Origin of the sequence: Streptomyces sp. NBC_01515, assembly GCF_045040345.1 — a bacterium.
Classification (GTDB): domain Bacteria; phylum Actinomycetota; class Actinomycetes; order Streptomycetales; family Streptomycetaceae; genus Streptomyces.
The window spans coordinates 5,368,587-5,393,249 of the sequence record NZ_CP109416.1 but is presented as its reverse complement, the minus strand read 5'-3'; the positions used below and the strand labels follow the sequence as shown (position 1 = coordinate 5,393,249).

The 24,663-nt window shown below is 70.8% G+C and carries 11 protein-coding genes and 1 tRNA gene; 9 read left to right on the top strand and 3 right to left on the bottom strand.

The features are described 5' to 3' along the window. The first annotated feature begins 556 nt into the window (after positions 1-556). From OG407_RS23945 to OG407_RS23910, 8 genes are all read left to right on the top strand, one after another. Positions 557-3,043 carry a protein kinase domain-containing protein gene (locus OG407_RS23945; protein WP_405861017.1) on the top strand — a complete coding sequence of 829 codons (2,487 nt, stop codon included), beginning with the start codon at positions 557-559 and terminating at the stop codon, positions 3,041-3,043. 95 nt (positions 3,044-3,138) lie between these two features. Next, positions 3,139-3,336 carry a hypothetical protein gene (locus OG407_RS23940; RefSeq protein WP_405861015.1) on the top strand — a complete coding sequence of 66 codons (198 nt, stop codon included), beginning with the start codon at positions 3,139-3,141 and terminating at the stop codon, positions 3,334-3,336. A 408-nt stretch (positions 3,337-3,744) separates the two neighbouring features. Next, positions 3,745-6,585 (top strand): type I DNA topoisomerase, encoded by a 2,841-nt coding sequence (topA, locus tag OG407_RS23935; protein ID WP_405861013.1) that lies wholly within the window; start codon positions 3,745-3,747, stop codon positions 6,583-6,585. A gap of 136 nt (positions 6,586-6,721) precedes the next feature. Beyond that, positions 6,722-10,075, top strand: a complete 3,354-nt coding sequence (gene tmk, locus OG407_RS23930; protein ID WP_405861011.1) for a dTMP kinase — start codon at positions 6,722-6,724, stop codon at positions 10,073-10,075. A 121-nt stretch (positions 10,076-10,196) separates the two neighbouring features. Further along, positions 10,197-11,402, top strand: coding sequence for a DNA polymerase III subunit delta' (locus tag OG407_RS23925; RefSeq protein WP_405861009.1), 1,206 nt, complete (start codon positions 10,197-10,199; stop codon positions 11,400-11,402). A 139-nt stretch (positions 11,403-11,541) separates the two neighbouring features. Further along, a complete protein-coding gene (locus OG407_RS23920) occupies positions 11,542-13,188 on the top strand; it encodes an alpha/beta hydrolase (RefSeq protein ID WP_405861007.1) in 1,647 nt (548 codons plus the stop codon). A gap of 141 nt (positions 13,189-13,329) precedes the next feature. Beyond that, positions 13,330-13,403 (top strand) — tRNA-Thr (locus tag OG407_RS23915). Positions 13,404-13,749: 346 nt separating this feature from the next. Further along, positions 13,750-18,816, top strand: coding sequence for a DUF3320 domain-containing protein (locus OG407_RS23910; RefSeq protein ID WP_405861005.1), 5,067 nt, complete (start codon positions 13,750-13,752; stop codon positions 18,814-18,816). A 169-nt stretch (positions 18,817-18,985) separates the two neighbouring features. Here the strand turns inward: OG407_RS23910 and OG407_RS23905 are convergent, their stop codons facing one another. Further along, positions 18,986-20,149: a WD40 repeat domain-containing protein gene (locus OG407_RS23905; protein ID WP_405861003.1), complete on the bottom strand. Its 1,164-nt coding sequence runs from the start codon at positions 20,147-20,149 to the stop codon at positions 18,986-18,988. Positions 20,150-20,501: 352 nt separating this feature from the next. Here OG407_RS23905 and OG407_RS23900 point away from each other — a divergent pair, with 352 nt between their 5' ends. Then, positions 20,502-21,497, top strand: coding sequence for a hypothetical protein (locus tag OG407_RS23900; protein WP_405861001.1), 996 nt, complete (start codon positions 20,502-20,504; stop codon positions 21,495-21,497). Positions 21,498-21,642: 145 nt separating this feature from the next. On the opposite strand, the gene OG407_RS23895 is transcribed toward OG407_RS23900, so the two are convergent. After that, positions 21,643-23,850, bottom strand: a complete 2,208-nt coding sequence (locus OG407_RS23895) for an ABC transporter permease (RefSeq protein ID WP_405860999.1) — start codon at positions 23,848-23,850, stop codon at positions 21,643-21,645. Further along, positions 23,847-24,578, bottom strand: a complete 732-nt coding sequence (locus tag OG407_RS23890; RefSeq protein WP_405860997.1) for an ABC transporter ATP-binding protein — start codon at positions 24,576-24,578, stop codon at positions 23,847-23,849. The genes OG407_RS23895 and OG407_RS23890 overlap by 4 nt, the downstream gene beginning before the upstream one ends. Positions 24,579-24,663: the final 85 nt, after the last annotated feature.

Genomic DNA, 24,663 nt, shown 5'->3' with positions numbered 1-24,663 from the left:
CTGACCGGCGCGGGTGACGACTGGGTGCCGACGGCTGACTGGCATGGGGCGGCGGGCGGTTGAGGGCGGCGGGCTGGCGCCTGGCGGCGACCGGGTGCCGGTGGCCGGCCGTTTTCCGAGGGTGGAGCGGGCCTGGCGCTCTCGGGTCGACTGGCCGCTTCTGGAAGCGAGTTGGTCCCGGTCGGGTGGTCGCTCCCGGTCGGCGTCCTGCGTCTGCCGACCGGCTGCTTGAGGCGGTCGGCCGCGATTCGGCCGCCGGGCTGTCGCGCCGTCGACCGTGCCTACGGCCGACCGGTCCCTCGCGCGGTCCACCGTGCCTACGGCCGGCCCGACCATCGCGCTGCCTAGTGTCCGCCGTATCCGCCGACTGCCCCCCGTACGCGGCCCCTGTCACGCCTGAGGCCTGCCCGTACCGCTGAGCCGCGTGGGTCCGCATCCGGCGAGATTGTTCGGATCGGTGCGGAAAAGCCCTCTTGTCAGTGGCGGGTGCGAGGCTACTTTCAGAGACAGGTTCCACGCGTCCTCGGGGGAGGCGCGCCGTCTCGGGGGAGGCGTGATGGCCGGGGATACGCCGGAACAGGGCGAGGGCAGGGTCGTCAACGGCCGCTACCGGTTGCTGCGGATGCTCGGCGCGGGCGGCATGGGGCGCGTATGGCTCGCGTACGACGAGGAGTTGGCCTGCGAGGTCGCCGTCAAGGAGATCTCGCTGCCGGATGCGCCAGAGGGTGGTGGCGAGCGCGCGCAGCGCATCGCGCGGGCCCGGAGTGAGGCGCGGCACGCGGCCCGGTTGCGCGGTCATCCGCATGTGGCGACCGTGCACGACGTGGTGATCCACGAGGGCCTGCCCTGGATCGTCATGGAGTACGTCCCCGACGGCGTCGACCTCCAGGCGGTCCTACGGCGTTCGGGCCCGCTGCCGCCCGCCCGGGTGGCCCGCATCGGGCTCGCCGTCCTCGACGCGCTCACCGCCGGACACCGCATCGGCATCCTGCACCGGGATGTGAAACCGGCCAACATCCTTCTGGCACCGGACGCTTCGGGCGATCCGTACGCGCGCGTGCTGCTCACCGACTACGGCATCGCCCTCCAGCCCGAGTCCCACGAACCCCGCCTCACGGCTACGGCCGGCATCCTCGGCACCCCTGGCTACCTGGCTCCGGAGCGGGCTCGTGGCGAGCCGCCCACCCCGGCCGCGGACCTGTTCTCGCTGGGCGCCACGCTGTACGCCGCCGTCGAGGGCCGCGGCCCCTTCGACCGCCACGGCGACTTCGCGACGCTCACGGCCTTGCTCGGCGAGGAGCCGACGCCGGCCGTCCGCGCGGGTGAACTGGCGCCGGTACTCCAGGGGTTGCTGGTCAAGGACCCGGTGCTGAGGTCGGCGCCGGAGACCGCGGCGCGGGGGTTGGAGCGGGTGGGGCGGCGGGTCGGTGCGGCGCCGGACGGGGTCGGGCGGGGTGACTCGGGCCGGATGCCCAGCGACTTCGGACCGCCGCCGGAGGGCTTCGGACCGGCACCGCGCGGCTTCGGACCGGCCCAGGGCGGTCGGCCCACGGCAGATCGGTCGCCGGGGGGTGTCGCCGACGGTCCGCCCGGCAGTGTCGGGAGTAGTCCGCCCGGCTACGTCGGGAGCGGTCGGCCCGGCTACGCCGAGGGCGATCCACCCGGTCGGGTGGAGAGCGGACCTCGGGGCCAAGTCCCGGGCGGACAGCCCGGGTACGCCATGGGCGGCCCCTACGCGGGCGGTCCCTACGCCCCGCAGACCCCGGGAGGGCCCGGGGCCACCCATCAGGACCCGGCGGCGTACGGTGACCGGCTCCCGGCCGCCCTCGGGGGCTCCACGCCCGGAGGCCGGCCCACTCCGGGGACACCGGAGGCCTTCGGGACGCCGGAGACTCCGGGCGCCCCGAACAACCCCGGCACCCCGCCGACCCCCGACACGCCGAATACCCCGGCGGGCGCCGAGGCGCCGTACTCCCCACAGGGACAGGCCAGTTCGCCCGGCGGTGGGTCGTACGGTCAGTGGAATCCGTACGCGAACAGCCCCACGATGTCCTACCAAGGCAGCGCGCCGACGCCCCCCTATGCGGGCGGTCAGGGCCCGACGTATCCCGGTGGCCCGGGGGCGATCGGCGGCGGGCCGCCCCGTGGGGGCCGGCATCGGAGGCCGGTCGGGGCGGTTGCCGCCCTTGTCGTCGCCGTCCTGATGGTGGTCGCCGGTGGGGTGTGGGCCGTGACCTCGCTGAGCGACGGCAAGGGTGCGGCGGCGACCAAGAAGGCGTCCCCGTCCGCGGCATCGGAGTCCGCATCGGCCGGTTCCGCGTATCCGTACGGCCAGGGCGTCGGGCTCAAGAAGGCGTTGCAGACCGGCGATTGCGTGCACGCGGTGTGGACCGGGGCGGCGTTCGCGTCGCGGCCCAATCTCGGGGTTGTGAGCTGCGCGCACGACGTTCCGGACGGGCAGGTGATGGCGGTCGACCCGGCGCGCGACTTCGCCGACGCGCGGGACCACGGGGGCGAGCGGTGCGCGGGGAAGGTGGGGGAGACGGCAGGGGCCCTGGCCGACGCCGGTGTCTACGCCCTCACGCCGACCGAGGCGGGCTTCGGGGCGGCCGGAGGCGGTACGGCGTGCCTCGTGCTCGGTCGGCATGTGCCGATCGGCGGCGAGATAGGGCGCTTCCGTAGCACCGGGTCGAACGTGTGGACCACCGAGATGAGCGTCGGCGACTGCTGGCTGTACGTCGACCACAAGACGTACTTCACCGCGACCCTGACCGACTGTGCCGATCAGCACACCGACCAGGTGATCGGTTTCGTGACGGCCCCGCGGACGATGACGTTCCAGGAGGCGCTGCGGCAGGGGAACAAGCTGTGCGGCAACAAGTTCGAGTCGACTTGGGCGCCCGGATCCGACCGTTCCGTCTTCGGGTATCTGTCCGACGAGACCAACTGGAAGGCCGGTTTCGACTCGGTCGTGTGCACCGTGGGAGAGACCGATCGGTCCCGGACGACCGGGGCGATATCGTCCTCCGGCACGACCGCCTGAGCGCTGTCCGCCGCGAGTTCACCCGGGGTTGGCCTGCCCGTCGCCTCCGGGTGCCAGCCTCCCGGACCGGGGCATCCGGTCGGGAGGGGACACGTATGGAGAGCGGGCCGGCGATCTTCGCGGGGTCGGTGTTCGCCCTGTTCGGAGCCGCGCTGCTGCTGTGGACCGCGGTCAGGGTCCGGCACCGCGAACCCGTCGCCCAGGGTGTGAACCCGGTCGCATCGGCGACCCTCGCGAGCCTCGCCGCGGTCGCCGCCCTGCTCCTCGGTACCTGGTGCTTCCTGCACGTCTGAGCAGCGCGTCGGAGCCGCGGCGCGGGCAGGTGAGAGATCACCCTCCGGATGGCTCCGAAAAGGCCGGTGGGGACTCCGGGCGGCAGGAATGGCGGTAGTCGGGTTACCGTTCGAGTGGCCGTTGCGGGCTTTTCCCGTTTGACACGGGGGCGGGATGTACCGTCACACTCCGCAGCGTCACCATGACCCGACCTCGGGACCAAGCACCCCCGGGGAGATGCAGGCACGTCCCCACGCCGCCCGGCACGCACTCTCGCCGCACCGGTCGAAGGCCCTGGTAGCCCCGCTACGAGGACCTCCCGCCGGATCACCGAGAGCACGTACCGAACGACGCGGAAACGCACCTGCTCCTCCCTGGAGCCGCTTGCCCGGGGGAGGCCCCAGCGTCGACCGGAGAGAAGAGCGAAGTTGTCCCCGACCAGCGAGACCGCACACGGCGGCCGCCGACTCGTCATCGTCGAGTCGCCTGCCAAGGCGAAGACGATCAAGGGCTACCTCGGCCCCGGATATGTCGTCGAGGCGAGCGTCGGGCACATCCGCGACCTTCCCAACGGCGCCGCGGAGGTGCCCGAGAAGTACACCGGCGAGGTCCGTCGCCTCGGTGTGGACGTCGACCACGACTTCGCGCCGATCTATGTGGTCAACGCCGACAAGCGGGCCCAGGTCAAGAAGCTCAAGGACCTTCTCAAGGACTCCGACGAACTCTTCCTGGCCACCGATGAGGACCGCGAGGGCGAGGCCATCGCGTGGCACCTGCTTGAGGTCCTCAAGCCCAAGGTCCCGGTCAAGCGCATGGTGTTCCACGAGATCACCAAGGACGCGATCCGCGCCGCCGTCGCCAACCCGCGCGACCTCAACCAGCCCCTGGTCGACGCCCAGGAGACCCGCCGCATCCTCGACCGCCTCTACGGCTACGAGGTCTCGCCGGTCCTCTGGAAGAAGGTCATGCCGCGCCTGTCGGCCGGCCGTGTCCAGTCCGTCGCCACCCGGCTCGTCGTCGAGCGGGAGCGCGAGCGCATCGCCTTCCGTTCCGCCGAGTACTGGGACCTGACCGGCACCTTCGGGACCGGCCGGGCGGGCGACGCGAGCGACCCGTCGACCCTCGTCGCACGCCTCCAGGCCGTCGACGGCAAGCGCGTCGCCCAGGGCCGCGATTTCGACTCCCTGGGTCAGATCAAGGGCGCGAACACCCTCCACCTCGACGAGGCCAACGCCCGCGCGCTGGCCGCCGCCCTGGAGGACACGCGGTTCGCCGTCCGGTCCGTCGAGTCCAAGCCGTATCGACGTTCTCCGTACGCCCCGTTCCGTACGACGACGCTCCAGCAGGAGGCCAGCCGCAAGCTCGGCTTCGGGGCGAAGGCCACGATGCAGGTCGCGCAGAAGCTGTACGAGAACGGCTACATCACCTACATGCGTACGGACTCCACGACCCTGAGCGAGACGGCGATCACCGCCGCCCGCGCCCAGGTGACGCAGCTGTACGGCGCCGACTACCTGCCGGCCCAGCCGCGCGTCTACGCCGGGAAGGTCAAGAACGCCCAGGAGGCGCACGAGGCGATCCGCCCCTCGGGTGATCGTTTCCGCACGCCCGCCGAAACCGGCCTGGCCGGCGACCAGTTCAGGCTCTACGAGCTGATCTGGAAGCGGACCGTCGCCTCCCAGATGAAGGACGCGGTCGGCAACTCCGTCACCGTGAAGATCGCGGGCACCTCGTCCGACGGCCGGGACGTCGAGTTCAGCGCCTCCGGCAAGACGATCACCTTCCACGGCTTTTTGAAGGCCTACGTAGAGGGCGCCGACGACCCGAACGCCGAGCTGGACGACCGCGAGCGCCGGCTGCCCCAGGTCGCCGAGGGCGACGCGCTCAGCGCCGAGGAGATCACGGTCGACGGGCACGCCACCAAGCCCCCGGCCCGCTACACCGAGGCCAGCCTCGTCAAGGAGCTCGAAGAGCGCGAGATCGGCCGCCCGTCGACGTACGCGTCGATCATCGGCACGATCCTCGACCGCGGCTACGTCTTCAAGAAGGGCACGGCCCTGGTGCCGTCCTTCCTGTCCTTCGCCGTCGTCAACCTCCTGGAGAAGCACTTCGGGCGGCTCGTCGACTACAGCTTCACCGCCAAGATGGAGGACGACCTCGACCGCATCGCCAGCGGCGAGGCGCAGGCCGTGCCGTGGCTGCGGCGCTTCTACTTCGGCGAGGGCGAGGCGACGGGCGCCGCCGAGGCCGGCAACGGCGACGGCGACCACCTGGGCGGCCTCAAGGAACTCGTCACCGACCTGGGCGCGATCGACGCCCGCGAGGTGTCGTCCTTCCCGGTCGGCAACGACATCATGCTGCGCGTCGGCCGCTACGGCCCCTACGTGGAGCGCGGCGAGAAGGACTCCGAGAACCACCAGCGCGCCGACGTGCAGGAGGACCTGGCCCCCGACGAGCTGACGGTCGACCTCGCGGAGGAACTGCTCGCCAAGCCGAGCGGTGACTTCGAGCTCGGCGCCGACCCGGAGTCGGGCAACCAGATCATCGCCCGCGACGGCCGCTACGGCCCGTACGTCACCGAGGTGCTCCCCGAGGGCACCCCGAAGACCGGGAAGAACGCCGTCAAGCCGCGGACGGCCTCGCTGTTCAAGTCGATGACCCTCGACACGGTGACGCTCGCCGACGCCCTCAAGCTGATGTCGCTGCCGCGCGTCGTCGGCAAGGACGCCGAGGGTGTGGAGATCACCGCGCAGAACGGGCGCTACGGGCCGTACCTGAAGAAGGGCACGGACTCCCGTTCGCTGACGGCCGAGGACCAGCTCTTCACGATCACCCTCGAAGAGGCGCTGGAGATCTACTCCCAGCCCAAGCAGCGCGGCCGGGCCGCAGGCAAGCCGCCGCTGAAGGAACTGGGCACCGACCCGGTCAGCGAGAAGCCCGTCGTCGTCAAGGACGGCCGCTTCGGTCCGTACGTCACCGACGGCGAGACCAACGCGACCCTGCGCTCCGACGACAGCGTCGAGGAGATCACCCCGGAGCGCGGCTACGAGCTGCTCGCCGAGAAGCGGGCCAAGTCGCCCGCCAAGAAGACGGCGAAGAAGGCCCCGGCGAAGAAGACGGCGGCCAAGAAGGCGCCCGCCAAGAAGACGACGACGGCGAAGAAGGCCGTGGCGAAGAAGACGACGACGGCCACCAAGAAGACGACCACCGCCGCCAAGACCGCGACGGCCAAGAAGACGGCCACCTCCAAGGTGACGTCCGAGGACTGATCGGACGGTTGGGGAGCGCACGCTTCCTGCACCGGAGGGTCGCGAAACGAACGCCCCGGCATCACTTTGGTGTCGGGGCGTGCGCAGGTCCGGGCGGGCGCGGCTTGTTGTCGGTGGCTGCCGATAGGCTGAAAGCATGACGCCAGCCGAGCAGCCAACGGCCCACCAGCCGGCCCCCGACGACGCCCTTGTCGCGGACTCCCGCGAGCGTGCCGTCCGCGCCCTGCTGCGCCAGCCGCAGCTCAAGCGGTTGTGGAGCGCACAGCTCGTGACGGGTGTCGGTGACACCCTCGCCCTGCTGGTCCTGGTCGTGCTCGCCTTCCAGGCGGCCATCGCCCAGGGCTCGTTCGGTGGTGGTTATCGGGGTGTGGCGTTCGCGGTGGCGACCGTCTTCGGGGCGCGCATCCTGGCGACGCTGCTCTTCGGGGCGGTGCTGCTCGGCCCGCTCACCTCGCTCACCTCCCAGGAGGGGCCGCTCGACCGGCGCTGGACCATGGTCGGCGCGGACGGTCTGCGGGCCGCGCTGCTGATCGTCGCCCCGCTGTGGATCGACTGGACTCCGGACAACGCGTTGGCCGTGCTCCTGGTGACCGCCTTCGTGACCGGAGTCGCCGAGCGCTTCTGGACGGTGTGCCGCGAGAGCGCCGGACCCGCCCTGCTGCCCGCCCCGCCGCTGGAGGGCGCCACGGTCCGGCCGCTGCCCGACCACATGGACGCGCTGCGCCGGCTGTCGCTGCGCACCAGCTTCGTGTCGATCCCCCTCGCGGCCGCCGCACTCGTCGTGGCGGCCCTGCTCAACAACCTGCTGGGCACGGGCGTCGCCTGGTTCGACCAGCACCACGCCGCGCTCGGTTCGTACGTCGCGGCCGGGCTGTTCGCCGCGTCGCTCTCCGTCCTGACCGCCCTGGAACTGCCCGGAATCCGCACCCCGCGCGCGCGGTCGCCGCTCGAAGGGCTGCGCCGCCCCCGGACGGGCACCGGCGTCGACAAGGGCCGTACCGGCGCGATCGCGCTGCTCGTGGTCGCCTGCGCGGCCGTCGCGGCGGCGATCTCAGCCGCCGTCGCCGTGTCCGTGCTCCAGGCCCAGGACCTGCACGGCGGCCCGGTGACCTTCGGGCTGCTGGTGCTCGGGCTGACCGGCGGGGTCGTGGTCGGCATCCGTACGGCACCCGCCCTGCTGCCGACGCTGTCGCGCCGCCGCCTGCTGACCCTCGCCATCGCCTTCACCGGCATCGCGCTGCTCGCCGCGGGCCTGGTCCCGGACGTCACCACCGTGCTGCTGATCGTCGCGCTCGCCGGCATCGGCGCGGGCGTGGCCGCCAACACCGGGCACACCCTGCTCGACCAGGAGGCCGAGGACTACCGGCGGGCCCGCACCACCGAGCACCTGCACGCGGTCGTCCGGGTCGCGGTCGCGCTCGGCGCGCTGATCGCCCCCCTGGTGGCGGCGCTGATCGGCCCGCACCGCCTGGAGAACGGCAAGTTCGTGTTCGCGCACGGCGGTGCCGCGTTCACGCTGATGCTGGTCGGCGCCCTGCTGCTGCCGGTCGCCGCACTGGTCCTGGCCAAGGTCGACGACCGCGCGGGAGTGCCGCTGCGGCACGATCTGCGCGACGCGCTGCTCGGCGGCGACGACCCCGACACGGTGCCCGCGAGCACCGGCTTCTTCATCGCCCTGGAGGGTGGCGACGGCGCCGGGAAGTCCACGCAGGCCGAGGCCCTCGCCGAGTGGATAAGGGGCAAGGGACACGAGGTCGTGCTCACCCGCGAGCCCGGCGCGACACCGGTCGGCAAGCGGCTGCGGTCGATCCTGCTCGACGTGTCGTCGGCGGGACTGTCCCACCGCGCGGAGGCGCTGCTCTACGCCGCCGACCGCGCGGAGCACGTCGACACCGTCGTGCGGCCCGCTCTGGAGCGCGGCGCGATCGTCGTCTCCGACCGCTACATCGACTCGTCCGTCGCCTACCAGGGCGCCGGCCGTGACCTCTCCCCGACCGAGATCGCCCGCATCAACAGGTGGGCGACCGACGGACTCGTCCCGCACATGACCGTTCTCCTGGACGTGGACCCGGAGACCGCCCGCGAGCGGTTCACGGAGGCGCCGGACCGACTGGAGTCGGAGCCCGCCGAGTTCCACGCGCGCGTACGGTCCGGTTTCCTCACGCTGGCCGCCGCCGACCCGAGCCGCTACCTGGTGGTCGACGCTGGCCAGGAGCCCGAGGCCGTCACCACGGTGATCCGGCACCGCCTCGACACCGTCCTGCCGCTCTCCGAGGCCGAGATCAAGGCCCAGGAGGAGGCGCGCAAGGCCGCCGAGGAGGAGGCCCGCCGCAAGGCGGAGGAAGAGGCCGCCCGCAAGGCCGAGGAGGAGCGCCTGGAGCGCGAGCGCCAGGAGCAGCTCGCCAAGCTGCGCGCCGAGGAGGAGGAGCGTAAGCGGCGCGAGCTGGAGGAGGCCCAGCGCCGCGAGGCGGAACGCCAGGCCGAAGAGGCCCGGCAGCGCGCCGAGGACGCACGCAGGCGTGCCGAGGAGGAGAAGGCCCGCCTCCTCGCCGAGGAAGAGGCCCGCGCCGCCGAGGAGACCCGCCGCAGGGCGGAGGCCGACCGGCTCCGCAAGCAGGCCGAGGACGAGGCCCGGCTGCGCGCCGAGGCGGAGGCCCGGCGGCTGGAGAAGCAGCGCAAGGCCGAGGCGGCCCTGCTCGCGGCCGAGGAGGCCCGCCGCTTGGCGGCGGAGGCGGCTGCGGCAGCGGAACGGGCGGCTCGACAGCCGACGGCTCCTCCGGTGCCGGCCGCTCCTTCGGCTCCGGCGGCCAGGCCTGAGGCGTCGACTGTGCCGACGCCGGTGGTGAAGCCGGGTGCCGGGGCGGGTTCCGGGGCGCGTGGGCGGTCGGCGGAGGATACGGCTGTGCTGCGGCCGGTGAGTTCCGGTTCCGGTTCCGGTTCCGATTCTGGTTCCGGTTCTGGTTCCGGTTCCGGGGACGAGACGGCCGTACTGCGGTCGGTGTCCGGGGATTCCGGGGCGTCCCGTTCCGAGGTGCGCGATTCCGAGGTGCGTGACTCCGAGCGGACGGCCGAGCTGCCGCAACCGCCCGCTCCTGCGGGGGCGGCGGACGAGACGGCCGTACTGCCGCCGGTGTCGGCTGCCGAGGAGACGGCCGTACTGCCGCCGGTCGGTGCCGCGGACGAGACCGCTGTGCTGCCGCCGGTGCGTGGGCAGGGGCCGTCGGACCGGGTGCCCGCGGGCTTCTTCCGGGACGAGTCTCCGGCCGACCGGACCGAAGGTGGCGAGGACCGTACTCGCGAGCTGCCCCAGGTCGACGAGCAGGGTGCGCCCCGGCGTCGGCCGCGCCCCGACTGGGCAGAGGAGACTCCCCTGGACGACCTGCCCTCGCTGGCCGACGAACTGCTCGGTCCGCGCGAGGACGGCGACTTCGACCGGGACGACGACGGCACCGGGCGTGGGCGGGGTCGTGGTCGGGGGCGTCGGGGCTGACGGCAGCGGGGACGACGACTCGCGCTTCGCCCCTCCCGAGCCGCTCCCCGACCCTCGTTGTCAGTGGTGGCCCGCACAATGGATCGCGTAACTCGAAACGTGACGAAAGGGCCGGTGACCCATGACCGTGTGGGATGACCTGGTGGGCCAGGAGAAGGTGAGCGAGCAGCTCGACGCCGCCGCTCGGGACGCCGACGCCTTCGTCACCGCGGCGACCACCGGTACGGCCCCGCCGGAGGCATCGAAGATGACGCACGCCTGGCTGTTCACGGGGCCGCCCGGCGCGGGACGCAACCAGGCCGCGCGGGCCTTCGCCGCCGCGCTGCAGTGCGTGAGTCCGGACCGCGCGCTCGGCGGCAGCCCGGGCTGCGGCTTCTGCGACGGCTGTCATACGGCGCTGATCGGCACCCACGCCGACGTCACCACCGTCGCCGCGGTGGGCACGCAGATCCTCGCCGACGACATGCGGGACACGGTCCGCAAGTCCTTCACCTCGCCGGCGACCGGCCGCTGGCAGATCATCCTCGTCGAGGACGCCGAGCGGCTGAACGAGAAGTCGGCCAACGCCGTCCTCAAGGCCGTGGAGGAACCCGCCCCCCGCACGGTCTGGCTCCTCTGCGCCCCCTCGATCGAGGACGTCCTCCCCACGATCCGCTCCCGCTGCCGCCACCTGAACCTGAGCACGCCGTCGGTCGAGGCCATCGCCGACCTGCTCGTACGGCGGGAGGGCGTCGAGCCCGCCGTGGCGATGGGGGCGGCGCGCGCCACGCAGGGCCATGTCGACCGGGCCCGCCGGCTGGCCACCGACCCGGAGGCACGCGCGCGCCGGGCCGCCGTACTGAAGCTGCCGTTGCGGGTCGAGGACGTCGGCGGGTGCCTCAAGGCCGCCCAGGAGCTGGTGGACGCGGCGGCCGAGGACGCGAAGCAGTTGGCGGAGGAGGTGGACGACAAGGAGACCGAGGAGATGAGGGCCGCGATGGGCGGCGGCCAGGGCAGCCGGATGCCGCGCGGCACGGCCGGGGTGATGAAGGACCTGGAGGACAAGCAGAAGCGCCGGAGAACGCGTACGCAGCGCGACAGTCTCGACCTCGCGCTGACCGACCTCACCGCGTTCTACCGGGATGTGCTCGCCCTCCAGTTCGGCTCCCGGGTGGCGATCGCCAACGCGGATGCCGAGGACGCGCTGGAGCGGCTCGCGCGGGCCGGTTCCCCGGAGTCCACGTTGCGCCGTATCGAGGCGATCGGGGCGTGCCGCGTGGCGCTCGACCGGAATGTGGCGCCGCTGCTCGCGGTGGAGGCGATGACGTTGGCGCTCAGAGCGGGTTGAGCAGTGGGCTGATCAGCGGGTCGAACAGTGGGTCGCACAGGGGGCTGATCTTCTGGGTGTGAGGTTGACGGTGTAACTCGTCCGGGGCGGATCGTGCGCGCAGAGCATTCGCGTGATCGCGCAGGGTTACCCTCGGTCGATGCACATCAGGCGCCCCCTCCGCCGGCCCAGCGAGCCCAGCCGCCAGGTCCGTCGAAGCCACGAAAGCCTCGGAAGTCACCGCGGCCACCGCACCCGTCGGACCGGCGGCACCCTGCTCGCCGTAGCCGCGCTGCTCGTGTCCGCGTGTTCCCCGGGGAGTTCGACGACGGCGACGAGTCCGGCCGCGGACGTGGCGCTGGCCGCGCTGCCGCGGTCGACGCCGTCCACCCTGGCGTCGTACTACGGGCAGAAGCTCAGTTGGCACACCTGCGGTGTCCCCGGTTTCGAGTGCGCCACGATGAAGGCGCCGCTGGACTACGCCAAGCCCACCGGGGGCGACATCCGGCTCGCGGTCGCCCGCAAGAAGGCCACCGGCAAGGGCAAGCCGCTCGGTTCGCTGATGGTGAACCCGGGCGGGCCGGGCGGTTCGGCGGTCGGGTATCTCCAGCAGTACGCCGGGATCGGCTACCCGGCCGAGGTCCGCGCCCGCTACGACATGGTCGCGATGGACCCCCGCGGCGTCGCCCGCAGCGAGCCCGTCGAGTGCCTCGGCGGACGGGCCATGGACACGTTCACGCAGACCGACACGACCCCCGACGACCGGCGCGAGACCACTCAACTCGTGGGCGAGTACAAGAAGTTCGCGGAGGGCTGCGGCGCACACTCGCCCGATGTCCTGCGCCATGTCTCGACGATCGAGGCGGCGCGGGACATGGACATCCTGCGGGCGGTGCTGGGGGACAAGAAGCTGACGTACGTCGGGGCGTCGTACGGGACGTTCCTCGGGGCGACGTACGCGGGACTGTTCCCCGACCGGGTCGGCCGCGTCGTCCTCGACGGCGCGATGGACCCGTCCCTGCCCGCGCGCCGCATGAACCTCGACCAGACGGCGGGCTTCGAGACGGCGTTCCAGTCCTTCGCGAAGGACTGCGTACGGCAGACCGACTGCCCGCTCGGCGGCAAGGGCACGAAGCCCGATCGGGTCGGCGACAACCTGAAGGCGTTCTTCAAGAAGCTCGACGCGCACCCCGTCCCCACCGGCGACGCGGACGGCCGCAAGCTCGGCGAGGCGCTCGCCACGACCGGCGTGATCGCGGCGATGTACGACGAGGCGGCCTGGCCGCAGCTGCGCGAGGCGCTCACCTCGGCGATGAAGGAGAACGACGGCGCCGGCCTGCTCGTCCTCTCCGACAGCTACTACGAGCGTGACGCCGACGGCCGCTACTCGAACCTGATGTTCGCCAACGCCGCCGTGAACTGCCTCGACCTCCCGGCCGCGTTCTCGACCCCCGACCAGGTCGAGCAAGCCCTCCCCGCCTTCGAGAAGGCGTCCCCCGTCTTCGGCGACGGCCTCGCCTGGGCCTCCCTGAACTGCGCGTACTGGCCGGTCAAGGCCACGGGCGAGCCCCACCGCATCGAGGCGAAGGGCGCCGCCCCGATCGTCGTCGTCGGCACGACCCGGGATCCGGCTACGCCGTATCGGTGGGCCCAGTCCCTTGCCCGCCAGCTCTCGTCCGGCCGCCTGCTGACTTACGTGGGGGACGGTCACACCGCGTACGGGCGCGGTAGTACGTGCATTGACTCCGCGATCGACGCGTATGTGCTGCGGGGGACGGTGCCCGGGGAGGGCAAGCGCTGCTCGTAGCCCTGGCGAGGGTGCGGTCTGGGCTGTGGTCGGGGTGCGTGCGGGGTACCTCCGGAGGTGCTTCCGGGGGGTGTACGGAGCACCCTCAGAAACTGTGTAGACTTTCCGACGTTGCTGATCGCACCATGGTGTGGACAGCGCGCCGCCTTAGCTCAGATGGCCAGAGCAACGCACTCGTAATGCGTAGGTCTCGGGTTCGAATCCCGAAGGCGGCTCTGCCGAAGCCTCAGGACTCACTCGCCGTGACCTGGGGCTTTTGCTTTGGCCGGGATGGGTTGCAGCGTGGCGAGTCGGACGGCTCGGACGTCGTGGCCTTGCGCTGAGGCCTGATCCAGGTTCGCCTCGTGAAGCAGCCAGTGCCTGCGTCCACCATCCCCGTACCGCCCAGGTGCAAGTCCCGTGGCCGCGAAAGCAGGCGGTGCATCGGTCCACCGCTCCGAGGACGGAGCAGATCTTCAATGTGACTGGTGTGACGGGCTGTCAACACTGAATAATTACCGGACTTGGGGGGATCCGGGTGGGTTGCCTCCTGCGCGTTTTCTGTTCCGGAGGTACGTCTGTATGCCCAGTTCGCGCACAACCGGAGCCGCGCAGCGCGGCAGTGGTGGCTCTGCGGGTGACAGTGACCCCGCCCTCGGCCGGTTGAAGGTCGTTCTGGACAGCTGGCGCAGTTCGTTGCTGGACCTGGGTGGGCGCAACCGCCTGTTGAACTTCCGTCATATGAGGACCGGCACCCTGGAGGTCACGGCTCCTGACGTCTCCGCGGTGCTCGCCGGGCTCGTTCGAGGCTGGTCCTTCGCTCCCGTGGAGGACATCGAACCCGTGCAGGGCGACGACGAGGGGGCTGCCGCGGACAGTGAGGTGTTCTACGAGTACGACACCGTCCCCGTCTCCGTCTCCGCGGGCCCTCGTACCGATCGCACCTCCGGCCTGGTGACGCAGAAGGCCACTCAGACGGGTCTGGACGCGTCGCTCTACCAACTGCGCCAGAAGTCCGGCCAGATGTACAACGACTACGGTCTGTGGGTGCTCTGGCTGGGTGTCGGCATGCTGGACTGGCGGGAGGCGGGTGCGGAGGAGACGAGTTCCGCTCCGCTGCTGCTCGTACCCGTGGAACTTCGCCGGGACGGTCGGGGACAGACGCGTCTGCACCTGGCGGAGGAGCAGGACCGGATCCACAATCCCGCGCTCGCGGTCAAGCTGGAACGGATGGGCGTCGACTGGACCCCGGTGGCCGACTGCGATGTGACCGACCCCGGTGCCGTTCTCGCGGCCGCCCGGCAGGTCGCCGGGACGCAGGACCGCTGGTCGGTCGACGAGCGTGTGGTGCTCGGTTTGTTCGCCTCGCACAAGGAGGCCATGTACCAGGACCTCCAGCAGAACGAAGAGCGCATCCTCGCTCATCCGCTGGTCCGGGCCGTCGGCCTCGGACCCGACGCGGGGTTGCCCGACGACCTGATCGGCTTCGAGCCGCCGGAGCTCGACCGCATCGACGAGATCCAGCTGCCCGAGCGGACCCCACTAGTGCTGGACGCGGATTCCTCGCAGCGGCAGTGCATCGCGGCCGCGGTGGACGGCCGTTCCTTCGTGATGAGTGGTCCGCCCGGTACGGGTAAGAGCCAGACGATCACCAACATGATCGCCGCGCTCATGCATGCCGGCCGTTCCGTTCTGTTCGTCAGTGAGAAAGCCGCGGCGCTCGATGTGGTCCGCAACAGGCTTCGTGGCGTCGGCCTCGGCGACTTCGTGATGGCCCTGCACAGCGGCGACACCAGCAAGAAGTCCGTGGCGACGGAGCTCGAACGGGTGCTCACCACCGAGGTGCGGATCACCGGCGCGGCCGAGCACGAACTCGACCGGGCCCGTCGGCTGCGTGAGGAACTCTCCGCCTACGCGGCGGCGATGAACCAGCCCCGTGAACTGCTCGGCCGTACTCTCCACGATGTCCTGGGGCGCCTGGTTCTCTTGGAGCGGGCCGACACTCCGCCGCTGACTCTCGGCGCCAGGAGCACGGGCACGGTGAGACGGCTTGCCGCCGGGCAGCTTCAGGCGCTTCTGGAGGCAGCGGGCACCATCGGCCGGGCCTGGCGGCCGGCGGCGGAGGGCGAGGCGTTCGTCTGGCGTGGGCTGAAGGGGGACTCCGCCGCCGACTCGGTGCTGGCCGAGGCCGCGGACGCGCTCGTGGACCTGCGGACGGCCGCTGAGCGTCGGCCGTTCGGGGCGACGACTCCCGAACCGCGCACGGTGCACGACGTACGGCAGGTCGTACGGATCCTGGAAGCCGGCCTGCCCGGCCGGGATCCGGCTGCGGCAACGGCAGTTGGTACCGGTCTGCCGGACGACCCTTCCGGAAGCCTTGCGCAACTGGCCGAGTTGTTCGGACTGTCCAAGCCGGAAGACGCCGAGGCCGCGTTCGGCCTTCTGGAACTCGCCGATCTGGCCTCCGCGCCGGTGCGGCCGCCTGCTCGATGGTTCGACGCCGAAGGGCTGGGCGGGGCGCATCGAGCTGCCGAGGAGATTCGTGAGGCGCTCGCCGCTCGCGAGACCGCTCGTACGGCAGCCGCGGATGTCTTCGGCGAACAGGTGCTGGCGGCCGAAGAGCTGCCTGCGCTGGTCGAGAGGTTCGCCGAGCAGTACCGGGGTGTGTTCGCGCGAATGTCCGGCCCGTATCGGAAGGACCGCGACACGGTGGCTGGGCTCACTCGTGTCGGCGTTTGGGACAAGACCCTGCCGCAGCGCTTGAACGATGCCCTGGTGTGGCAGAACACCGCGGCCGAGTTCGCGCGGCTGGTGGCCCGCCACGAGGCGGTCCTGGGTGGCTACGTCCCCCGCGAAGAGGGCGAACTGGCTTCCCTGGAAGCGGTGTTGGCCGTAGCGGACCGCATCGCGGCACTCACCCATGGAGTCGCAGACCGGGATCTCCTCACCGCCCGCCTGGCCGACGGCACCGAGGCCGACTCGATGCCGGGGCTGCTGGCACGTGGCATCCGGGGCGCGTTGGCGGGTTGGTGCGACACGGCGACGCGTCGTGCTGCTCGCTGGGCGGAGTCCTCGACCGCGCTGAACGGCCTCTTCGAAGAACCTCGCCAGGTTCATTTGTCCTTCGCTCTGTTCGGTACGTTCGATCAGGCCCAGCAGGCCGTCGACGAGCTTCAGGCCGATCCGCGTGGCCCGGAGGAATGGCGGGCGTACCGCTCAGGACTGGATGTTCTGGCACGTCACGGCGTCGATGAACTCGTCCCCCGCGCTGTCGAACGAGGCGTCCTGCCCGAGCAGTTGGGTGCGGTCGTGGAGCAGGCGGTGCTGAAGTGCTGGGCGGACGACCTCCTGGCCACGGACAGCCGACTGACCACGAGCCGCTCCGCTGACCTGGACGCTCGTGTGGCGGACTTCAAGGAGGCCGACCGCCGACTGGTCGCTGCCGCGAGCGGGGCCGTGATCGAGGCGTGCAACAAACGCCGACCACGCCGGTTCAGCGGTGGAGCGGCTCTGGTGATCAAGAAACAGGCGGAGTTGAAACGTCGCCACATGCCGGTGCGGGAACTGCTCGGCCGCACCCGTGACGTCGTCCGGCTGATCAAGCCGTGCTTCATGATGAGCCCTCTGACGGTGAGTCAACTCCTGCCCGCGGACTATCACTTCGACGTGGTCATCTTCGACGAGGCGTCACAGGTTCGACCGGCCGATGCCATCAACTGTGTGTACCGGGCGGATTCGCTGGTCGTGGCCGGTGACGAGAAGCAGCTGCCGCCCACATCCTTCTTCGACTCGTCGGTCGAGGACGACTCCGACCAGTACGACGAGGACGTTCCCGACAGTTTCGAGTCCCTGCTGCATGCCTGCAAGGCGGGAGCCTTGCGCGAGCTGTCCCTGCGCTGGCACTACCGCAGCCGCCACGAGGACCTGATCACCTTCAGCAACAGGTCCTTCTACGGCAACTCCATGGTGACCTTCCCGGGAGCGCTGGACCTCGGCGACGACATCGGCGTCGAGTTCTTCCCCACACAGGGCGTCTACGACCGCGGTGGCCGGCGGGACAACCGTAGGGAGGCGGAGTTCGTCGCCGGACGCGTCATCCACCACTTCGACACCCGCCCCGATCGCACCCTCGGCGTCGTCGCCCTCTCCCAGGCCCAGGCGGCAGCCATCGACCAGGCCGTCCAGCAGGCCCGGCTGCTCCGACCCGACCTCGACCACTGCTTCACCGAGGACCGGCTCGACGGGTTCTTCGTCAAGAACCTCGAATCCGTCCAGGGCGACGAACGCGACGTCATGATCATGTCCATCGGCTACGGCCCCGACGAGCACGGCAAGTTCGGCACGAACTTCGGGCCCATCAACAAGGAGGGCGGCTGGCGGCGCCTCAACGTTGCCGTCACCCGGGCGCGATTCCGCATGGAGGTCGTCGCGTCCTTCCGCGGCGGTGGCTTGGCGGACAGCCCGAACGAGAGCGTTCAGCACCTCAAGCGGTACCTGGAGTACGCCGAGAACGGTCCCGCCATCCTCGCGCAGGACGTGATCCAGGCCGATGCCGAGCCGGACAGCCCCTTCGAGGAGTCGGTGCTGCGGGTGCTGCGCGACTGGGGCTACCGCGTACAGCCGCAGGTCGGTGTCGCCGGATACCGCATCGACATCGGCGTGCGCCATCCGGAGTTCCCCGGCGCCTACGCGCTCGGCATCGAGTGCGACGGTGCTATGTACCACTCGTCGAGGACGGCCCGCGACCGCGACCGACTGCGTGAAGAGGTACTCGCCGGGCTGGGCTGGCGGCTGCACCGCATCTGGGGCACCGACTGGTACCGCGGGCGGGCTGCCGCCGAGCTGAGGCTGCGTGAGGCGGTCGAGTTGGCGGTCGAGCGGGGACCGGTGTCGGACTCCGCACCGGCGCGGCAGAGGACTCCCTCGGCACTGGGCGCCGGGGGAGACGAAGCGAAGATCGCCTCGGACCCCAGGTTGCTTCCGCTGCTCACCGACGTGCCGGTCTCACCCCGTGCTTCGGAACCGCAGTACGGGTTGCCGCCAACTGCCCAGGCATCCACGGACCATGAGCGCGTTCCCGTCGACACCGAGCCCGACCGGCCGTGGAGCTCCCTGTACGAGACGGGCGAGATGACCGTGTCCTCGCCGCACGAACTGCACACCCCGGAGGCCAGGCCGGCTCTGCGCACGCTGCTGACCAGGGTCATCGGGATCGAGGGCCCCATCCACGAGGAACTGCTGGTGCAGCGCGCCCGGGAAGCGTGGGGCGTGGCCAGGGCGGGCAACAGGATCCGCGACAACGTACGAGAAGTGGTGCGCGGTCTCGTCCGCTCGGGGAAGGTCACCGTCGACGGCCTGTTCCTTGACGCGGCAGGCCGGGAGGAACTGGAGGCCCGCGTTCCAGGAGAGGGCGACGCCGTCCGCAAGGCCGCGCACATCGCTCCGGCTGAGCGGCAACTGGCCCTCTACGAACTCGCGGCGGAGTGTCCGGGCATGTCGCGGGACGAACTGGTCCGGCACACAGGCGAGTTCTTCGGCTGGCGTCGCATGGGCCGGGACATCCGTGGCTTCCTGGACTTCGACATCGAGGAACTGCGCCGCCAGGGCAGGCTGAGAGAGGTGGACGGGCAGATCACGGTGGCCGGGTGACGGAACACGGGCGGACTGGGCGCTCGTGGCTGTGGCCGGAGTGGTTGCCGGAGGATCAGCCAGCGCTTGCCACATGCTTGGCACGGCGGCCCCGTCGTAGCGGTGGTCAACCACACCGTCCGGAAGTTTCCCTGTGGATGGCCCACTCCCAGCGCCTCTCGCGCAGACGTCAATTCCGTCTCCAGAGATAGGCGGTGTGGTCGATCCCGACGGTCGCGACGAGTCGGGGGTCACGGCTGAACGTGAGTGCGGTGACGGGGGCGTTCGCGGCCAGGGGGCGACCGAGAGGACGGGGCCGTTCCGGATTCCCCACATTCCACAGTCGTACGACGTGATCGGCGCCGATCGCCGCGAGGAGGCGACCGTCGGCGCTGAAGGCGAGGGCCGATGTCCGGCCGCTCTCCGCAGCGAACGGCGGGCCCGCGCGGCGCGGATCGGCGGCGGAGGAGATGTCCCAGAGGCGCAGCATGCCGTCGTCGGTGGCGGTGGCGAGGATCTTTCCGTCCGGCGAGAACTGGGCCGCGCGGGCGCCCAGTCGGATCTGGCCGTTCGTGGTGGGTTTCCCTCCGTCGGTGTCGCCGGGGGTGACACTCAGCAGCCGGGTGAAGTGGGTCGCGTCGGACACCGCGAGCATCACGTCGGACCGTTCTACGTGGAGCGCCTTCACCTCGTTGCGCGGCATGCTGATCGACCAGACGCGTTGCCCGGTGTCGGTCCGCAGCCCGCTGACCTCCTCGCCGTCCGCGACGACGAGTGTCCGGCCGTCCTGGCTGATACCCAGAGGCGCTCTGCTCTTCACGCCGAGCCCTCCCGGGGTGACCCGCTCAGGGTGCTCCGGTTCCGTCACATCCCAACTGTCCAGTCCCTTCGGCGAGATGGTCAGCAGCAGACGACTGTCCTTCGGCGAGAACGCGAGTACGTCGGCGCCCAGGTCGGTCCAGAGCCGCCCGGTGTCGACCAGCCGCCACTGTTCGGTCGCGGCCTCGCGCTTCGGCCCCTCGTGCACCCCCGGCACCGGCAGTCCCCCCAGCGTGACGGTGGCCGTGAGGCAGGCCAGGATCGCTACGAAGGCGGCCAGAAACCTGGAGACCCAGCTGACAGCCGGGTGGAGCTTCTCAAAGAGGAGACGAGGCTGTCCCGGTACCGCCCGCGGAGGCAACGGCTCGGCAGCTAGCGCCGGTACGAACCGCCCCGCGGCCCGCTCCCCGGCCGTAGCGGCTGACGACTCTGCCGCCAACGCTGCTGTCCCGCTGTTGAGATACCCGGACGTCCTCAGCGCTTCGGCGATACCGCTTCTCGGCAGTCCCCACAGCGCGGCTTGCAAGCCAGTCACGAGGAAACGGTAGCGGAGAGTGACGTGCGGACAGCGCATGGCGCCGGAATGGTTGTCTGGGCGGGGGTTTGAAAGTGCGTCAACTCTCGCCGCTGTGACGGAGTACGGCGCTCGGCACCAGTGCCTTGTCAGCGGCTACCTGCTTCCGGAGATCCCGGGATTCTGGTTGTGGCACGCGACGCGTGCGCCTAGGCTGAATTCAGGTACGGAGCTCGGGACAGAACCTGGGCCACCACTGGTCTCTTCGAGGTACGGAGCGTTGGATCGCGCCTTCGCCACCACCTCCCCCATCCCTCCCACATTCTTCCGTCACCGCCGAGCCGCCCTGGCACGGTGGCCGAAAGGCGCTCGCATGACCATTTACTCGCAGCATGCCAATCGAGGGAAAACGCAGATCCTGGCGACCTATCAAGGGCCGGACGGGGTCGCATCGTCGACGGTGACGAGCCTTGCGAATTCCGCCCTTGCGGCACCGATCGTCGATGCCCTCAACCAGATCTCCGCCCTCGCCACCGTCCCGCTCAGCATCCATGATCTCCGTGGTCGCCGCGTGGCGAACTATCCGCGGAAACACCTGGTGGCGTTGACCGACCGGACTTCGCGCGCCGATCTTCTGAGCGGTGCGTACAGCTTGTGGTACGAGTACGCCTGCCTGCAGCTTCACCAGGCGCTGGCTGATTTGGACGAGGCTCTGGCAGCGGTTCCTGAGCCGGTCCGGATCGCCGTCGACGCGGAACTGGAAACGGAAGCACGACAGTTGACCGAGGCGCTCGCCGACTTCTCGGGGGAAACACCCCTGCCCGAGACGGAGGGGCGGCGTGAATGGGACTTCGGCCATCCGTTCGTGACGTATGACGGCGGCGTGGAAACGCTGGGTCGTGAAACCCGCGAGCAGTTGGATCTCCTCGAAGAGGGGATCACCACGGAACAGCGCGAGAAGGCCATCGCGGACCTGCGGGTGCTAGCCACCGCCTGCTCTCGGTTCTCTGGCGAGTCGGTCATGCTGGATCACGCCTACCCAAGGATTTTTGCCGAACCGTACGACGCGGACGACTACTACTTGTCGTTCCACGCACCGGAACCAGGCGACGACAGCGCCGATTCCTGGGACATCGACATCAGCCGCTGGCAACCCGACGACCCCAACGAGTCGTACGAGGAATGCAGCAGCGCGACGGGTGGGACAGTGCTCCGCTGTGCGCTTCCCACGGCGCCGACCGCCGATGAGATCGTCGATCTGCTGAATCGGATCGACCGGGAGCCGGACTTGCTCATCAAGTGGGCCGAGACGAGTGTCGGAGAGTTGGTCGCGGGACACTTCGTTGTGACCAAGCGTTACGACGACTGAATTTCGGCCTTATGCAAGTCACCGTTGACCGGAGCGCGTTGAGCCGCTCGGATCCGACGTTCTGGTCAACGGGGCTTGATCGACTGGGCGTTCGGCGGCGCCGTGGACAGGTCGGCGACCAGTGGATCAGGCATCACAGCGTCAGTCAGTCCGGGCGTGGCCCCGTACCCCGCACCACCTCCCGCAGCAGCGGCCGGCTAGCCGCGCTCGCGCCCGCCAACCCCGCGAAGCCCAGCGTCAGGCAACCGGCGAGGAGGGCCAGACCACTGGCGTCCAGATGCGGGGTGCCCCCAGCGAACGTCAAGGGGGCCGCGCAGAACAGGCCCGTCAGAACCGCGCCGGTCGTCAAGACCGCACCCGGCAGTACCGCCTCCGTGCGCCTCGCCGTGTCCAGGACGCGGAGTGGGGTGCCGGCGAGGTGGAGCAGGCCGTAGGTGCGGCGGCGGTCCAGGACCGAGGAGGCTGCTGTGATGCCGGTCGAGGCGATGGCGATGGTGAAGCTCGCGGCCAGGACGGTCAGGGTTGCGAGGTGGAAGTCGTGGTCGAACTCGCGTGACTGCCAGTCGATGTCCGTGCCGGTGAGGGGGTACTGGCCGGGGGTGAGGCCGGTCAGGGCGGCGCGTGCCGCGTCCAGGCGGCTCGGGTCCGTAACGGTTGCCGTGAGCTGGCGTTCGCCACCGCCACCGCCACCGCCACCGCCACCGCCACCGCCACCGCCACCGCCACCGCCACCGCCACCGCCACCGCCACCGCCACCGCCACCGCCACCGCCACCGCCCGGGCGGCTACCCGCGCCGTCGCCCTCGGCCCCACCGGCGCCCCCAACTCCGCTGCCTCCCACGCCACTTGAACCCGTGCCCGTCGCCACCCAAGTCGTCGTCACACCGACCGTCGCCCCGATCCCCGCATGCCTCAAGCGCGCCTCCGCCAGCTCACGCACCGCCGCGACCCGCTCGCTCGGTACGGCGAGCGAGAGTTGGCCGGGGGTGGCCCACGGGGAGCCCGCCGCGATGCTGAACAGGGCGAAGAAGCCGGCTACGAAGCCTGCCAGGGTGAGGCCCGAGACCGCGCGCCAGACCGACTTGGGGTCGTCCAGCAGGCGGCGCCCGGCCAGGAGGGTCGTCGGGCGGCGGGCCAGGTCTGTCACTAGCGAGCCCAACGTGCCTACCACCCACGGGCCGATCACCGACAGCGCCGCGAAGATCGCCGCGCAGCAGTACACCACCGCGTTGATGTCCAACGGTTGGCCCTTGGCGAGTTGCCAGTAGCCGAGGAGGACGGCGACGAACAGCAGGGCGCGTACGGCCTTCAGACGGGGGGTGCGGGAACGGCGTACGACTCCCAACGGGCCTACGACCACCTGGCGCAGGCCCGCCAGCGCGCTGATCGTGACCATGAGGACCACGCCGGTGAGGATGGTGAGGAGGACCGGCGTGCCTACCCAGAGGTCGGAGACGTACCAACTGCCGCCTGCCACCGGGACGTTGGAGGCCAGCGGTAGCAACGCCGCGTAACCCAGGGCACCCGCCACCGCTCCTGCCGTGGCCGTCAGTGCTGCCTCGGCCGCCGCCAGTCCCGCTATTCGGCTCGGTGCCGCGCCCAGTAGGCGCAGTAGGGCCAGGCGGCTGTCCCGGCGGGAGACGGACAGGCGGGCGGAGGAGGCGCCGAGGAGTAGGAGGGGGATGATCAGCAGGGCTGTCGCGAGTTTTGTCAGGTCCTGGTACTGGGCCGTGATGCCGTCCGCTGGGTGTGTTCCCTTGAAGTTCGTTATGGGGGTGGGCGTCACTATGTCGCCGGGGCGGCGAGGGTCCGTGCCGCGAGTCGTCGTCATCGTGGGGGAGTTGGCCTCGTAGCCGACCACCGCCACCAGCTCGCCCGGCCTTGCCAGTGCCGCTCGGCCCAAGGTGCCAGTGGTGGGTTTGGACGACGGACCTGGCAGCAGCCCCGACAGACCCAACAGGCCTTGCCAACCCGGTAGTTCGGCCAGCGCCGGTGAAGTCCATACCTCGCCCGGCTTGGGGAAACGGGGCATGCCGGGTGGGGCGGGGGGACTGGTCCGGCTGCCCGGCAACGCGGCTACGTCTACGACCGTCACCGGGGCGCCGTTGACGAACGTGGTCGCTACGGCCTGGATCGCCACCGCCTGCGAGGGGTTGGACTTCGTGGGGGTGCGCCAGTCGGTGTGGGCGGCGCGTGCGCCGAAGCCCAAGTTGGCGGCTACGCACAGGAAGAGGAGCGTGGTGCAGAGGGCCGAGGCGGCTACGGAGAGGGCCACGCCGAGGTTGCCGTGACGGCCGCCGCCTCGGAGCAGGCGCCAAGTCAGCGTCCATGTCGTGCTGTTGAGGGTTCTCATTGGCGGGCTCCTGTGTGCGCTACGGCTGCCCGCGCGGCCGGATCGCCTACGATCCGGCCGTCCCGTACGCGTACCGTGCGGTCGCACCAGCGGGCGACCGACTCGTCGTGGGTGACCACCACCAGCGCGGTGTTCTGGGCCTTGGTGACGCGGACCAGCAGGCTGATCACCTCCTGGCCCGTCGTCTGGTCGAGGGCGCCGGTCGGTTCGTCGGCGAAGACGACCCCGGCGCCGGTTATCAACGCCCTTGCCAGGGCGACCCGTTGGGCCTGGCCGCCGGAGAGTTCGCCGGGGCGGCTGTCCTCCTTGCCGTCCAGGCCGAGGGGTGCGAACCATTCCCGCGCCTGGCGTTCGGCCTCGCGGCGGGGGGTGCCGCCGAGCATCAGGGGGAGGGCCACGTTCTCCACCGCCGGGAGTTCGGGCAGCAACTGGCCGAACTGGAAGACGAACCCGAAGCGGACCCGGCGCAACTCGCTGCGGTGCGGCTCGCGCAGCTGGTCGATGCGCTCGCCGTCCAGCAACACCTCTCCGCTGTCCGGGCGTTCGATGTTCGCCAGGCAGTGCAGCAACGTCGACTTGCCCGAACCCGAAGGGCCCATCACGGCCACGGATTCACCGGCGTGCACCGCGATGTCCACCGCGTCGAGCGCGTGCGTCGGCCCGAAGGACTTGGAGAGGGAGATGCCCTGCAACACCGGCGGAGGAACGGGAGGTGGGGTGGGGTTCATGTGTCCAACATGCTTCTCTGCTAAGGCAGTTCGCCTCAGCCGGGCGAACGGTTCGCGTCCCTCGCGTCGTCCTTTCGGCCGAGGC